Here is a 13,469-nt window from a genome sequence, read left to right as displayed (position 1 = left end):
TTGCGGAACTGCGCCGGCTCGTCTTTGCCGGCGGCACGGGCGCAGAAAACCTGCTTTCGAACGACGAATGGGACGAGGTGCCCTTTGCCGACTTGATCGTCGAGCGGCGGCCGCACCAGCGCGAAGGCGGCTCGGTGACCGACGACATGGCGGAAATCCAGCGGGTGAAGACCGTGCTGATGCGCCAGACGCTCGACAATCTCTACTGGCAGAACAACCAGCAGCCGATCGTCCAGGAAGGCGCGATCGCCAATCCTGAAAGCGTGCTTAACCCAAAATTCGGCCAGCCGATCCGCGTCAGCCAGGGCATCGATGCGCGCGCGGCACTCGGCTACACAATGGTGCCCTTCGTCGCGAAAGAGTCCTTCGCGATGCTTTCCTATCTCGACCAGGAGGCGACCGACCGCTCCGGCATTTCCGATGCTTCCAGCGGGCTCGCCCCGGACGCGCTTCAGAACATGACGGCGCGGGCGACGGCGCTGATCGAGCAGGCGGGTATCGGCCAGACGGAGCTGATGGTGCGCACTTTCGCTCAGGGCTTGAGACGTGTGTTCAAGGGATTGCTGCGGCTCGTGATCAAGCATCAGGACCGGCCGCGCGTCGTCAGGCTGCGCGGGCAATGGGTGAGTTTCGACCCGCGCCACTGGAACGCCGAGATGGACGCGACGGTCAATACCGGCCTCGGCGCCGGCACGCGCGAGCGTGACATGATGATGGTGCAGATGGTCCAGCAGCTGCAGGAGAAGCTGTTGATGACGCTTGGCCCGGACAACCCCTACGTCTCGCCCGACAACCTCTACAACGGCATCGCCAAATCGGTGGAGGCGGCGGGGCTGAAATCGCCCGACCTCTATTTCACCAAGCCTTCGCCGGAGGAGATCCAGCGCCGGATGCAAGCAAGCGCCGGGCAGCCGAACCCGGAAATGCAGAAGCTGCAGATGCGGGCACAGGCCGACGCCGAGAAGGCGCGACTTTCGGCGGAAAACGAGCGGCGCAAGCTGGAGATCGAGCGTGAGCTGAAGCTTGCCGAGATCCAGCAGAAAGGCGCGCTGAAACGCTATCAGATCGACGCCGAGCTGAACCTGAAACGACAGCAGAACGCAGCGGAAATGATGGGCGGCGAGCCGCTGGCGGCGGCGCGGATTGGGGGGATACCGGGGTGAGGAGAATTAGCGACTTATACGACTTTTACGAAGCGCCGATGGGAATCGGCGGCGCCCTAGAACTGCGCGATTTCGGCGAGGCGGCGAGAAGCCACTTACCGAGGTGGGGTCGCAGCGAGAGCCGGCACAGCTGGGGCGGCACCGAATTTGCCCAGGCTCGGCCGCCTGCAAGGCGCGGCCTCCCGGCAAGAACGCCGGCGCAAGAACAGATGGCGGATCAAATAGGGGTCCTCATGAGGCAGATACGGCGCCTCAACCCCAACGAGACGTTTCTGGAGCCGCCGGGCGGCTCCTCTTCCATTCAGGCGAGAGACAATTTGCAGCGGCGGCTGGAACAGCTTCAAAGAGCTCAGATTGTGGATCCCCGCACCGGGCTACCCATTCAACGCTACATCGTCGACCCGAGAGGCAACATCGCCTTCGAACCGCTGGGAGGAAGTACGGTACCTGGCGCAAATCCTGTCGATACACACACGCGCTATCCGAATGGCTCGAACTATCACAGAATGAACCCCGAGGGGCATGGCTCCAGAAAAACGCCGCATGGACATGGACACCTGTTGGGCACTGGTACAGGCAAGACGCATCAGGGCCCTTCGATTGACATTTGGGGTAATGTGGTACCGTACAACAGCCCTGATGCACATTGGCCGATGAGGTAAGAGAATGAAGCCCGACGAATTCCTGAACACGATCTATCTCGGCGACCGCGCCTGCAAGACCATCATGCTTGATGGTTGGAAGAAAGAGGTCAAGATCCAGGTCGACGCCATATCGCGGGTTCGCGGAGAGACCTGGGATTTCTATACGGCCGAAGATATTGAGGATGGCTTCTTGGTGTTCGAGGGGGTCGATCATATTTCCTTCGATCCACCTGGCGTCATTCCGAATGACGACTTCGGGGATATTGAATTTCTGGGTTTCGACGACAGTCGATTCACAGTGGTGATCGATATGGGTTTTTGTGACGAAGCTGGAGTTTACGGTTCCGTGAAAACCAAAATTCGGGCGACCGCAGTTGCTATCGAGAAGCCGGGCGAGGAGGACGCGCGGATCAGGGACTAGTGGTCGAGGCCCATCGCTTGATATTCATGGCAACATCGTCCCCGTGGAACAGCCCTGACGCGCACTAGCCGATGAGGAAATGAAATGAAGCCTGACGAATTTTCCGGACGATCTATCTGGGCGATCGCGGATCCAAGGCCGTCGTGCTCGACGGATGGCGGGATGAGGTCAAGATCCAGATCGATCTGATCTCCCGAAAGCGGTCCAAAACATGGGACTTCTATTCAGCCGAGGACGTGGAAGACGGCTTTCTGGTGTTCGAAGGGGTCGATCATGTCTCCTTCGATCCGCCCGGCCGAATTCCGAACGACGAAATCGGTGGCATCGAATTCCGTGGTTACGAAGGCGATCGCTTCACGGTTATGATCGAACTAGGTCACTGCGACGAGGCCGGCAAATACGTCACAGTAAAAACGACCATCCGGGCGAAGGCCGTGGCGATTGAACGGCCCGGTGAAGAGGACGCGCGAATTCGGGAATAGGAAAGCCGCCTCGCTTTTGCCGGCAGCAACAGCGTGAACGCGGCTCGGTGATCAAAATGGCGGAAATCCAGCGGTGAAATCCGTGCTGATGCGCCAGACGCTCGATAATCTCTACTCGCAGAACAATATCAGCCGATCGTCCAGGAAGGCGCGATCGCCAACCCTGAAAGCGTGCTGAACCCTAATTTCGGCCAGCCGATCCGCGTCAGCCAGGGCATCGATGCACGCGCGCGGCGCTCGGCTACACCATGGTGCCCTTCGTCGCGAACGAGTGTTTCGTGATGCTCTCCCATCTCGATCAGGAGGCGACAGATCGCACCGGCATTCCGATGCCTCGAGCGGGCGTGCTCCGGACGCGCTGACGAACATGACGGCGCGGGGATCGGTCAAACGCTACCAGATCAACGCCGAACAGAACCTGAAACGACAACAGACCGCCGCGGAAATGATGGGCGGCGAGCCGCTGGCGGCGGCGCAAATCGAGGGGATTCCGGGATGAGAAAGCAAGTTCGTGGACTGCAGGATGGTTACGCCGACGTTCCGACGACTTCGGCACTGGAACTGCGCGACTTCGGCGAGGAGGCGACCAGCCTTTCGCGCGACGCAACGAGCCCACGCCCGCGCAAACGTGGCAAGGGAACGGAGGTGGCGGCGACGTATGTGGTCTCCAACACGAACCCGACCGGATGGCCACTCCAGGCATTTCTTGGCAATAACATGCACAGCGGCTTGTTCATCGTCCCTGACGATGGCGATCCGCAGAAAAAGTTCCTCTACGATCCGGCTGGTAGCTACATGAGCCAGGAGATGGGCAGCGGGCGCGCCCTCTATGGGCCAGAGGTGTCTCCCGAAGGTTATGTGCGCTATCAGTTGCGAGATGGGCCAAACGTGACTGTGCGTAAGTACGCAACGAGTCCGGAAGAAGAAGAGCAGATAAAGAGGCGGACTTTCGACCTTGGCGGCGCGCCAGCAGCCAATTGGATTGATACGGGCTGCACAACAGGAGTGAGCGAGGCGATCAAGGGTGTCGGGCCATTTCGCCGTGTGGAGCAAACCATGTGGCCGACCAAGCTGGACAATCAGCTCAAAGATTTGAGCAAACATGTGGGTGAAGCCAACGATGTCGAGAGCTTACGACGGTTGCTGTTCAAGTAGGTTCAATTGCGAGGTATGATTTTGATAATCGAGGTCGGCCCAAATGAAGGACATCGCCACTTATTGTTTTATTTTCAGACGATGCACCTAATGCGAGCGAAAAAGTGCCACAATTCTGCTGGATGGATGGCTAGTCAATCTGCTACGCATGAGCGCTAGCTGAAGTCTATCCTTCTCGGGGGCATTTTATGCGGTATGTTGTTCTAAATACGATTCGTGTGTTTCTCAGCTACGTCGGTATGTTTGTATTTGCGGCATGGGCCTATAACCGCCACTTTACCTTCGGTGTGGCCGCATTGTTTTCACTTCTCTATGTGTTTGCCTTCGTCCCCCTTCCCAAGGCACGACTGCGGAAGCGCCTCCTATACATCACGTTGGCCGCTGTACCGCTGATGCTCGTGCCACTGGTGCATTCTATGATTTTCTACAGAGTTGGTAGCCTCAATGTTCTCTGGGAGGGAGTGGAAATTGTGTTCCTTGTTGGATTGCTTGGTCCCCAATACGCCGTGTTTCTTCTGACCTATGTTGTACTTGAGTTCCTGATTATCAGAAAATTTGCCTCGACGCAGACCGCAATCGCTTAGAGCATCGTCTCGTGAGAAGATTTGCCGTGGCAGACGCGTAACATAGGAACGAACGCGGTGCGTGCATTCGGGGAGTTGAAGCATGTTTCTGAGCGGCGGCGAGTTGGATAAGATCACAGCGTTTCGGCGCGCGCTGCATCGTCGGCCCGAGCTTTCCGGCGCCGAGGCGGAGACGGCAAGGGCGGTCGAGCGGGCGCTTGAGGAAACCGGGGCGGACGAGATTGTCACCGGGCTTGGCGGGCATGGTGTGGCGGCCATCTACCGGGGGAAAGGCGAGGGGCCGACGGTGATGATCCGCGCCGAGCTCGACGGCCTGCCGATTACGGAGGTTTCCGATCTGCCGCATCGCTCCGAGATCGCCGGCAAGGGGCACCTCTGCGGGCATGACGGGCACATGGCGATCCTGATGGCGCTCGCAAAAGGGCTCGCGCGTGAGCGACCGGCGCGCGGGCGGACGATCTTGCTCTTCCAGCCGGCCGAGGAGAACGGGGCAGGGGCGGCGGCAGTCCTTGCCGATCCGAAATTTTCCGCGCTGAAACCGGATTTCGTGTTTTCGCTGCACAATTTTCCTGGGCTGCCGCTTGGCCAGGTGGCGCTCGCGGAAGGCCCGGTCAACTGCGCCTCGCGCGGCATGAAAATTACGCTTTCCGGCAAGACGGCGCATGCCTCGTCGCCCGAAGACGGGATCGCGCCGACTTTTGCGCTCGCAAAGCTCCTGGGTGGCCTCACCGCTCTTGGTGCCGGCGGGGCGCTCGAGGAAAACTTCACGCTGGTGACGGTGACGCATGCGAAGCTCGGCGAGGAGGCCTTTGGCATCAGCCCCGGCCACGCGGAAATCTGGGCAACACTGCGCACGCTGACGGACGAGCGGATGGCGGGGCTGGTGGCGAATGCGGAGGCTCTTGTGCTCAGGGAGGCCGAGGCGGCGAAGCTTGACGCGACGACCAGCTACGAGGACGTGTTCCATCAGTGCAGCAATGCGGCATCTGCCGTCGGGGAACTCAGGCGGGCGCTCGACGAAGAGGGCGTCAGCCACGATCGGGGCGCGGGCGCACTGCCGATGAAGGCGTCGGAGGATTTCGGCCTCTTTGGCCGCGTCGCCCCCTCGGCGATGTTTTTCCTCGGCGCCGGCGAGAACCATCCTCGGCTGCACAATCCTGATTATGATTTTCCCGACGCGCTGATCGGGATCGGTGCCCGCGTCTTCATGCGGGTGATCCGCAACCTGGTGGGGTGATTGCATGGCGGCAAGATCGTCGGCGCTGCGAGAGGGGATGCAATGAGGTATGCCGTCCGTAAGTTAGCCCTTTCATTTGCGTTCGCCGTTGCCAGTGCCGCGGCCGCGCTTTCGGCCGAGATCGGGACGACGACAGGCACGGCTCAAACGCAGGACGAGAGCCTGAAGGAATTCATGGCGGCCATTCCGGATTGCCTGGAGTTCAATGACCAGTGCTTTTTTTGTGCGGTGGTGAACGGCGCGGCCGAATGCTCGACGCCGCAGATCGCCTGCGTGAAGCAAAAGATCCAGTGCACCAAGCGGGCGGGCAAATAGGCAAGCGATGGTGCCGGTGTCGGCTGTCGCCTTGACGGCCGTCTAAACCGGGCATGACTATAGCGGTGTATTTCATCGGGAAAATGGCCCGGCGGTCCAGCTGCCCCTTGGGTTCCTTGAAGACGGCTCATCTCATCCGCTCGGTCACCGAGGTATGGCAATGGCAGGAAAGGTGGAAATCAATGGCGGACGGCGCGGGCGCTTCTGGAGGATGGCGCCCTGGGCAATCGCAGTGCTCCTGTGGCTGCTGCCTTTGTTGGCAATGCAGTTCACCGATGAAGTGAACTGGGATGTGACCGATTTCACTGTCTTCGGCACGATGTTATTCGGTGCTTGCGGGGCCTGGGAGCTGGCGGCGAGGATGACGAGCAACACGGAGTACCGGGCCGCCGTCGGCATAGCGCTCGCGGCGTCATTCCTCCTCATATGGATAAACCTTGCCGTCGGCATCATCGGAACCGAGGATAACCCTGCCAACCTGATGTATGGCGGAGTGCTTGCCGTCGGGCTCATCGGTGCCGTCGTCGCGCGTTTCCAGCCACGTGGAATGGTGCGCGCGTTGATCGCGATGGCGCTCACTCAGGCGTCGGTCGCCGTCATCGCGCTGATCGGCGGATTAGGCTCTACGGGGGCGAGCATGGTTCTGGCCGGCTTCTTCGCCGCGCTGTGGCTCCTGTCGGCCTTGCTGTTTAGGAAAGCGGCGCGGGCACAAACTTCCGCATAGGTTCGCTCCGGACTTCCGCTTTCCATCCTTTGCGGTCCGAGCCCGTCAGGTTCAGCGGTACTAGGACCAATGAGTCGTGTGTGGCGACATGTGACGTCGCTAGACCATTTCATTGTTTCATTGAAACAGTGAAATGACCTAACTCGTTGAAACTACGCAATTCCGGACGGAAAACCGTTACACACTTTTCCTGGAATTGCTCCAATCCTAACAAACGGTGGCGAAGCCAGAATCCCACCCGCCTCCATATGCGGGCCGGGCGTGGGCTTCGCGCGACAGGGAGAGTTTTATGTATCCTTTCTTGATCAAGCAGGGACTGAAGAGGGTCGGCCGCAAGCTGGGTAAGTCTATGTTCAACGACACCCTCAACCCAGATGAAGCCTATGCGGATCGCATAGCGAGAGACTTTGGGATCAACTGGCACGATGCCTATGATGCGTACCGTCAAAACCCGCGGTTTTGGGAGGAATCCTACAAGGAAGATCCGGTGGGTTCCCCCAGCGGCCCGGCAATGGCACGGTCGGAGCGTACGTCTCGACTACCTGCCGCGACTGTATCGCCCGACGGCGTCTCTTCCCCGGAGAAGAGCGGCATTTGGGATAAGCTGTTTCCGGGCAGAGTTTCCCTCAGGCGGGCGCAAGACGACTGGCGCGAATGATGCCAATGCGGGTTCACGGAGAACCGCATGCTTTTCCTCGAACTAGACCCCGCGGGTGAAGCTCAGATAGGCGACAAGGCAAAGCAGCCAGAAGAGCGCACCGGCAAACTTGCTCATGGTAGAACTGAGAAGGAAGCGGCCGGACGGAAGGCGCTTGAAACCCAGCCAGTTGAAGGCGATGTCGTCAGTATAGATTTCTTCGACTTTCACTCGACCGAAACTGACCAGCGGCACGACGATGCGCGCCGTCCGATGCAGGAGAAACTCGAAGATGAGAAGGTCGAGGATATTGAGGATGAGGCCGACGACAGCATCGAATGCGAAGCCGATTTTCTTCATGTTTCAGGGACTCATTGGTTTCAGAGACGCATTGGGGTTTCAGAGACTCATTGGCGAAATTGCCGGATACGAAGTTTCCTTTCCAGCGGTCGTCGGGGTTTGAGGGACCTCTCCACAAAGACGATACTGCGCATGCAAATGGGTAGTCCAGAACAAAACGGGAATCAATCCTTCCGTGTAACGATTTTTCGCCGACATGGGATGGTCGGCCCGTCCGAATTATCACGGGAGAAAACGTGGCATGAAACCAGAGGAAAGGACGGCCGCGGCGCGGGCGCTCATCGACAATCCGCTGTTCGACCGGCTGATGGACGAACTGGAAGCGGCGGCGATCAACGGCTGCGTCAATGCGAAGATTACAGACCACGAGAGCCGCGCGGCCTTTGCCGCCGAGGCGCGGGCGATCCGCAATTTCCGCGGCAAGCTCAAGTTCCTGACGGAACAAGCCAGGACCGAGGGAACGAGCGCGCCGGCGTGACGCGGGCGTGCGCAATGAGGAGGGCGCCGCAAGCGCTCCTCCGTTAGCCGGTTTCCTTGATGATTTGATTCAGGAAGCCAATGCAACCATTTGAATTTCGCAAAGTTTTGGCGAAGGGGGCATTCTCCGTTTCGCCGAAAGTGTCTCTGTTTGCCGCATCTTTTGGCGATTCCCACTTCGCCGAAATGCTCTGAAAAGGTCATTCCATGATGAACGATAGTGCCAACCTGCCCTTCGGCGGGAGCAAAACCGTTGACGGCTCGCTCGAGCCCGCAGGCTTCGACGACCTCGACTTTCGGGAGTTGCATGAAGCAGGCGACGAGGATGAAGAGGCGTTGGATGCAACGCCCACCGAATACCCCGGCGAGTATGACGACCATGATACCCAAGGCGACGAGCCGGGCTTATCCGACGAGGGGCCGGCCAATGAAGCCGAGGATCTGGTCGTCACGCTCAAGGGCGGCGAAGAAGTTCCGCTTGAGGAACTGAAGCTCGGCTACATGCGGGACCGCGATTACCGCCACAAGACCCAGGACCTCGCCAATGGGCGGCGGACGCTCGAAAGCATGAGCAGTCGGATCGCGGCCACCGCCAACGCAGTTGCCGAACTCATCGCCGGGGAGATCCCCGACGAGCCGCCGGAGGAACTGAGGCTCTACGATCCGCAAGCCTATCAGCGGCAATGGGCACTGCACCAGGCGGGGCTGGAACAGCTCGCGCGGGTGATGGCGCTCGGCGACGAACCGGCGGCGGTGACGGCGGAACTTCAGGCAGCGGCGAGCGAGGAGAGGCTGGAGACGGAAAATGCCAGGCTTCTCGAAGCCTTCCCCGAGACGGGGCAGGATGAGGGGCGGCAGGCCTTCTTCGCCGACGCCTTCGAGACGGCGCGGGAGCTCGGCTTTTCCGACGAGGAGGTGCGCGAGGTCGTCGACCACCGGCTCTTCAAGCTGGCGCACTACGCCCGGCTCGGGCTCATCGCCGAACGCTCGCGGGCGAGAGCCTTGCAGAAGGTGGCGGCAGCACCCGCTTCCGCACCGCGCATGAAGGCGCGGAGCGAGACACGGCGCCACCAGCGCGAAAGCCGCGAGGCGATGCAGCGGCTGACGCGCACCGGCTCGATCCGCGACGCTATGGCTGTCGATTTCGAGTAGCGCTGCTCGCCGGTGGTTTCGGACGCCCGGCCGGCCACCTCCGTCCGCGTGCGGGGCGGCTCCGATCATTTCAACAGAGGCTTTTTCGCGTGAACTCCACGCGCGGGCGGCCGATCTCATTTTCACAGAAGGACCAGAAAATGGCAGTTCTCACCAATACGTTCCAGACCACCCAGGCCGTCGGCAATCGCGAGGAGCTTTCCGACGTCGTGTCGCGCATCACGCCGGAAGACACGCCGATCTATTCGCTGATCGAGAAGGGCAAGTGCACCACCTATCACCCGGAATGGGAGACGGACGAACTGGCCGCGCCCGGCGCCAATATCCGCGAGGAAGGCGAGGAATACGCCTTCGGCGCGATCACCCCGCCGACGCGGCTCGGCAACTACACCCAGATCATGCGCAAGGACTGGATCATCTCCGCCACCCAGGAAGTGACAGCCGAGGCCGGCAACGTCCAGAAGCGCAAGTACCAGAAGCTGAAGAAGGGCGTCGAGATCCGCAAGGACGTGGAATTCGCAATCGCCGACACCAATGCCTCCGTCAGCGGCGCCACCCGCGAGTTCGGCTCCCTCAGCACCTGGCTTACCTCTAACGTCTCGCGCGGGGCCGGCGGCGCCAATGGCGGCTTCAACGCCGCCACAGGCCTGACCGTGGCGCCGACCGACGGCACGCAGCGGCCCTTCACCAAGGCGATCCTCGACACGGTGATGCAGCAGGGCTACCAGAACGGCGCGAACTTCCGCCATGTCTCGGTCTCGCCCTACGTCAAATCCGTCTTCGTCACCTTCATGTCCGACAGCAACGTCGCGCCCTTCCGCTATGCGGTCTCGCAGGGCGGCGAGCGCAACACCATCGTCGCGACCGCAGATTATTACGAAGGCCCGTTCGGCACGGTGATGATCCACCCGAACCGGGTGCAGGCGGTGAACGCCGGGCTTGCCCGCAACGCCTTCTTCATCGACACGGACATGCTCTCCTTCCGGTGGCTGCGCCAGATCCAGGAAGACCGCGACGTTGCCAAGACCGGCGACGCCGACAAGGGCGTGATCATCGGCGAGGGCACGCTGAAGGTGCACAACGAAAAGGGGCTCGGGGTTGCGGCCGATCTGTTCGGGCTTAGCGACGCAAGCTGAGCTTGGCGGGAACACGGGAGGGGCGGGCTTCGGCTCGCCCTTTGTAATTCGAGCAGGCCGAGGCCGCCCGGGCCTCTTCGGTCAAGGTCGAAGAGCCCAGTGGTTCTTCTTGCTGCCTATTTCAAAAGGATCAGATCGATGGTCACGAAGAAAAACGTGAGCCTGAAAGGCGGAGCGACTCTGGGATCGACTGTTTCGCAACCGCGGATCATTGAAGGACATCCTGAAGAACTGGCTGGATTGAGCCGTTCTGGGCCATGAATACTAGCAGCACTCCTCTTGCATATGTTCGTGTTATGTTCTACAATGAAAAGGTGTTGTGGCGATTGTCCATAACCGTTGGTGGCAACACTTGACGAATGCCGCGTAGAACGCGAGGGGATAATGTTTCTGAGTAGACTCGGCACCTTGATGGTGCTGGTCGGGACGCTTTTTGCTGCACCGGCAGCGGCCGATCCCGACAAAATTATCGATGCACTCCTTACATGCAAGCCGGATTTCTTCGAGGTTCTAAAGACTGAGAAATCGGCATTCATGCCTGCCCTGCTCAGGCAGCGTCTCATTCCTGTTTCCGAGTTTGTTGAGTCCATGGCAAGTGTCGCAACTTTCCAACAAGCGATTGTGGCTCGCGGGCTTCGCGTCCAGGTCTACCTGCAGACCGTTATCTCTGGTGCCAGCGCCGGCTCCGGCGATATGAGGACGCATATTTGGGGGGTTCTGGTTCCGGGCGAGCCGCAAGAAGTCATCAAATCGCTCGAAGCGAATGTGCCGGGCGCGAAATTCGAGCCGCTTGCAGACGGTTGGATGATGAGCCCGGAAAACTGGGAGCGACCGGACCCGTGGAGCCTGCTTCTTGTTCGCCGGTACCAGGACAGGCATGGAATGGGTAGCAGCATATGGTGCTTTGCCGAGACGGCGGCGCTGAAGCCTATGCAAGGTTTGCCAAGCGTGGAAGACCTGCTCTGGAAATATTGAAAGCGAAGGACGTTCCGCCTGGAGCGACGAGTTGTTCCTGTGGAAGTCGATTCTAACCAGTTTCGCCCAAAGATCCGACGCGTTCATTGCTTCGCTCGAGAAGACGATTTCCGACTTCGCCCGATAATCCGCGGGTAATCATTGGCGTTAGACCTGACGATGGCATCGGGCGAAGCGGCCTCCTCGATTGAGACGTTGGAACGCCTAAGATCACAAATGCGCAATGCGGCGCCACCGCCGACATGATGGGAGCCATGAGTGCGCTTCCGGCGCCTCGCTCCTTGTCTGGCTACGAATATTTCCGCGCGACTCTTGCGTGTGTTCTCTATCTGTTCTAAGCAAAACGGGTTGCGCCATGGACTGTTAAACCGCTGGTGGCACGAAGGGGGCGGGCGGATGCGCGTTCTCGGGGCCCTCCGATCTGGAAGACGGCGTCGGCACACTGGCGATACCCACCGCGCAAACGGAAATGATATCTTACGCGTTTCCTGCCGGTCAGGGCAAAGGGCGATAGCGAGCGCGGAAACAAGCAGTTGAATTCTTTTGCGTCGAGAGGAGCAATCTTGTTCAGGAGTTTCATCGCGGCTCTGGTCGCTTTCGTCGCACTCAATTTCGCCGCACCGGCACTTGCTGCGCCGGACCGGCTGCTCGATGCGCTGCTTTCCTGCAAACCGGAGTTCTTTTCGGTGCTGAAGGAGGAAAGGGCGGCGCTCGGGCCGGTTAGGATCGATTTCGATGAAGACGAGGGCAACTCGCCACATGGTCCGCCACGGGAAAACTACTACGTGCAAATGGCGATCTTCGCAAAGCCGATTGCGATCGGCGGACTTCCGATCATCGGCTATTCCCAGCGTTACGTAGTTCGCGAAGGCGAGGCGCCGTCCTGGTACATTTTTGAACTTCAAGTTGCTTGGCCTGCGGAAAGAGTTGGCCAAGCGCTCGAAACGCGGCTGGGGGTCAAGTTCGATGAGCTTAGGTCCTTCGGCTGGAGTAACAAAGAGGCGGTAGAAGACGGGCGGGTGTCATCGGATTTTGGCATTACAGGAGAAGATGCCCCTGAGGGACAGTCCAGCTTGCGATGTCAGGTCAGTCACGCGGACACGCCCGGCTTCCGGCCCCCCCACATCACGGCATTGTTCGGGGCGCCGGAACTGAAGCCGCTGCCGCTTGGTGACGCCGACCGACTGATGAACGGGTTGCTTGCCTGCACGCCGGAATTCTTCGATCTGTTGAAAGCCGAACAAGAGGCCTTCGGAGCAGTGAAAATCAGCCGCATATCTCTATGGGGCAAGAGGAATGAGCCGATTGAAACGCGGGTAGAGTTTTCGTCGATTGTGCACGCGTGGGGGCTCGATCTCACCGCCTATTTCCAAAGGGTGGATCGATCGGCGGGCAGGGAAAGGATCTCGTGGGGGTTTGAAACGGCAGAGTGGGAGGACCCACTCTGGTACGCCATCAGGCAGCGCACTGGAAGCGGATATGTGGAAGGACAGGGATGGATTGTGGATCTGCAGACGGAGGAAACGGGCTACACGCCGTCGCAGAACTTCTCTATCCGCGATGCTGGTTCCCGCGAGGGGGGACGCTTGGTCTGCTCATTCAACTCGGATGATTTTACCGCGGCGGCGCTGCCTGATCCCTCCGACTTGTTCCTGACGGCGCCGCGGTAAATCAGTGAATCCTAGCGCGTCGCATTCATTGTGAGTCATGCGACACGCATTAAGTCTTTGTTTACATGCGTGTCGTTGTCCCGAAACCGCGCCACGTTTTCAGGCGACATGCATTGGATAGGCGAAGCAGCAATTGGCGCCAAGAGCATTTCTGAAACGGATCGTCTTCGATCAGCCGGCGGGTCCTTTCGAGAGTTGCACTCGCAAAGGTGACGTCTCTGCTCTTGAGAAGTCTGGACCGGCCGCCCGAACGCGCCCGGGATCCGTCGTTTGAATCCAGTTTTTAAGGTGAAACCGATGACGAAACGAAAGTCGAAGAATGCCCAAAGATCCACGA

Annotated in this window: 15 protein-coding genes and 2 pseudogenes; 16 read left to right on the top strand and 1 reads right to left on the bottom strand. The window is 59.7% G+C overall.

What is annotated here, in order from left to right:
• The 11 genes and pseudogenes from QN222_RS02625 to QN222_RS02580 all read left to right on the top strand — a co-directional run.
• Nucleotides 1–1,163, top strand: a pseudogene (locus tag QN222_RS02625) (phage portal protein); the annotation flags it as partial.
• Between the two features lie 666 nt (nucleotides 1,164–1,829).
• Complete coding sequence (locus QN222_RS02620) at nucleotides 1,830–2,228, top strand: DUF6258 family protein (protein WP_283964200.1); 399 nt, start codon at nucleotides 1,830–1,832, stop codon at nucleotides 2,226–2,228.
• A gap of 143 nt (nucleotides 2,229–2,371) precedes the next feature.
• Entirely contained in the window at nucleotides 2,372–2,710 is a 339-nt protein-coding gene (locus QN222_RS02615) for a DUF6258 family protein (protein ID WP_283964201.1), read from the top strand.
• 29 nt (nucleotides 2,711–2,739) lie between these two features.
• Nucleotides 2,740–3,095: pseudogene (locus QN222_RS30305) on the top strand (phage portal protein); the annotation flags it as partial.
• A complete protein-coding gene (locus QN222_RS02610) occupies nucleotides 3,078–3,209 on the top strand; it encodes a hypothetical protein (protein ID WP_269808436.1) in 132 nt (43 codons plus the stop codon). The pseudogene QN222_RS30305 and the gene QN222_RS02610, both read left to right, overlap by 18 nt.
• Nucleotides 3,206–3,865 (top strand): hypothetical protein, encoded by a 660-nt coding sequence (locus QN222_RS02605; protein WP_283964202.1) that lies wholly within the window; start codon nucleotides 3,206–3,208, stop codon nucleotides 3,863–3,865. Before QN222_RS02610 ends, QN222_RS02605 begins: the two co-directional genes overlap by 4 nt.
• A gap of 188 nt (nucleotides 3,866–4,053) precedes the next feature.
• Nucleotides 4,054–4,449 (top strand): hypothetical protein, encoded by a 396-nt coding sequence (locus tag QN222_RS02600; protein WP_283964203.1) that lies wholly within the window; start codon nucleotides 4,054–4,056, stop codon nucleotides 4,447–4,449.
• An 82-nt stretch (nucleotides 4,450–4,531) separates the two neighbouring features.
• Nucleotides 4,532–5,686 carry an amidohydrolase gene (locus tag QN222_RS02595; RefSeq protein ID WP_283964204.1) on the top strand — a complete coding sequence of 385 codons (1,155 nt, stop codon included), beginning with the start codon at nucleotides 4,532–4,534 and terminating at the stop codon, nucleotides 5,684–5,686.
• Nucleotides 5,687–6,001: a hypothetical protein gene (locus QN222_RS02590; protein WP_283964205.1), complete on the top strand. Its 315-nt coding sequence runs from the start codon at nucleotides 5,687–5,689 to the stop codon at nucleotides 5,999–6,001.
• Nucleotides 6,002–6,155: 154 nt separating this feature from the next.
• Entirely contained in the window at nucleotides 6,156–6,725 is a 570-nt protein-coding gene (locus QN222_RS02585; protein ID WP_283964206.1) for a hypothetical protein, read from the top strand.
• A gap of 289 nt (nucleotides 6,726–7,014) precedes the next feature.
• Complete coding sequence (locus QN222_RS02580; protein WP_283964207.1) at nucleotides 7,015–7,383, top strand: hypothetical protein; 369 nt, start codon at nucleotides 7,015–7,017, stop codon at nucleotides 7,381–7,383.
• Between the two features lie 42 nt (nucleotides 7,384–7,425).
• Here QN222_RS02580 and QN222_RS02575 read toward each other — a convergent pair whose 3' ends face one another.
• A complete protein-coding gene (locus tag QN222_RS02575; protein WP_283964208.1) occupies nucleotides 7,426–7,722 on the bottom strand; it encodes a hypothetical protein in 297 nt (98 codons plus the stop codon).
• Nucleotides 7,723–7,963: 241 nt separating this feature from the next.
• Between QN222_RS02575 and QN222_RS02570 the strand changes: the two genes are divergently transcribed.
• The 5 genes from QN222_RS02570 to QN222_RS02550 all read left to right on the top strand — a co-directional run bounded on the left by QN222_RS02570 (nucleotide 7,964) and on the right by QN222_RS02550 (nucleotide 13,132).
• Nucleotides 7,964–8,200, top strand: coding sequence for a hypothetical protein (locus QN222_RS02570; protein WP_283964209.1), 237 nt, complete (start codon nucleotides 7,964–7,966; stop codon nucleotides 8,198–8,200).
• Between the two features lie 206 nt (nucleotides 8,201–8,406).
• The gene (locus tag QN222_RS02565; RefSeq protein WP_283964210.1) at nucleotides 8,407–9,351 is read left to right on the top strand and encodes a hypothetical protein; all 945 of its coding nucleotides are present in this window, start codon (nucleotides 8,407–8,409) and stop codon (nucleotides 9,349–9,351) included.
• Nucleotides 9,352–9,491: 140 nt separating this feature from the next.
• Nucleotides 9,492–10,487, top strand: a complete 996-nt coding sequence (locus QN222_RS02560; RefSeq protein WP_283964211.1) for a DUF5309 domain-containing protein — start codon at nucleotides 9,492–9,494, stop codon at nucleotides 10,485–10,487.
• Between the two features lie 384 nt (nucleotides 10,488–10,871).
• Nucleotides 10,872–11,462 (top strand): hypothetical protein, encoded by a 591-nt coding sequence (locus QN222_RS02555; protein WP_283964212.1) that lies wholly within the window; start codon nucleotides 10,872–10,874, stop codon nucleotides 11,460–11,462.
• Between the two features lie 686 nt (nucleotides 11,463–12,148).
• Nucleotides 12,149–13,132 carry a hypothetical protein gene (locus tag QN222_RS02550; protein ID WP_283964213.1) on the top strand — a complete coding sequence of 328 codons (984 nt, stop codon included), beginning with the start codon at nucleotides 12,149–12,151 and terminating at the stop codon, nucleotides 13,130–13,132.
• Nucleotides 13,133–13,469: the final 337 nt, after the last annotated feature.

Origin of the sequence: Sinorhizobium sp. 6-70, assembly GCF_030124375.1 — a bacterium.
In the GTDB taxonomy this organism is placed as follows: domain Bacteria; phylum Pseudomonadota; class Alphaproteobacteria; order Rhizobiales; family Rhizobiaceae; genus Sinorhizobium.
This window is presented reverse-complemented; position numbering and strand designations above follow the sequence as displayed.

Excerpts from the sequence above, each read along its gene's own strand:
- QN222_RS02620 (WP_283964200.1), top strand. The coding sequence starts at position 1,830 with ATGAAGCCCGACGAATTCCTGAACACGATCTATCTCGGCGACCGCGCC.
- QN222_RS02610 (WP_269808436.1), top strand. The coding sequence starts at position 3,078 with ATGACGGCGCGGGGATCGGTCAAACGCTACCAGATCAACGCCGAACAG.
- QN222_RS02605 (WP_283964202.1), top strand. The coding sequence starts at position 3,206 with ATGAGAAAGCAAGTTCGTGGACTGCAGGATGGTTACGCCGACGTTCCG.
- QN222_RS02600 (WP_283964203.1), top strand. The coding sequence starts at position 4,054 with ATGCGGTATGTTGTTCTAAATACGATTCGTGTGTTTCTCAGCTACGTC.
- QN222_RS02595 (WP_283964204.1), top strand. The coding sequence starts at position 4,532 with ATGTTTCTGAGCGGCGGCGAGTTGGATAAGATCACAGCGTTTCGGCGC.
- QN222_RS02585 (WP_283964206.1), top strand. The coding sequence starts at position 6,156 with ATGGCAATGGCAGGAAAGGTGGAAATCAATGGCGGACGGCGCGGGCGC.
- QN222_RS02580 (WP_283964207.1), top strand. The coding sequence starts at position 7,015 with ATGTATCCTTTCTTGATCAAGCAGGGACTGAAGAGGGTCGGCCGCAAG.
- QN222_RS02575 (WP_283964208.1), bottom strand. The coding sequence starts at position 7,722 with ATGAAGAAAATCGGCTTCGCATTCGATGCTGTCGTCGGCCTCATCCTC.
- QN222_RS02570 (WP_283964209.1), top strand. The coding sequence starts at position 7,964 with ATGAAACCAGAGGAAAGGACGGCCGCGGCGCGGGCGCTCATCGACAAT.
- QN222_RS02565 (WP_283964210.1), top strand. The coding sequence starts at position 8,407 with ATGATGAACGATAGTGCCAACCTGCCCTTCGGCGGGAGCAAAACCGTT.
- QN222_RS02560 (WP_283964211.1), top strand. The coding sequence starts at position 9,492 with ATGGCAGTTCTCACCAATACGTTCCAGACCACCCAGGCCGTCGGCAAT.
- QN222_RS02555 (WP_283964212.1), top strand. The coding sequence starts at position 10,872 with ATGTTTCTGAGTAGACTCGGCACCTTGATGGTGCTGGTCGGGACGCTT.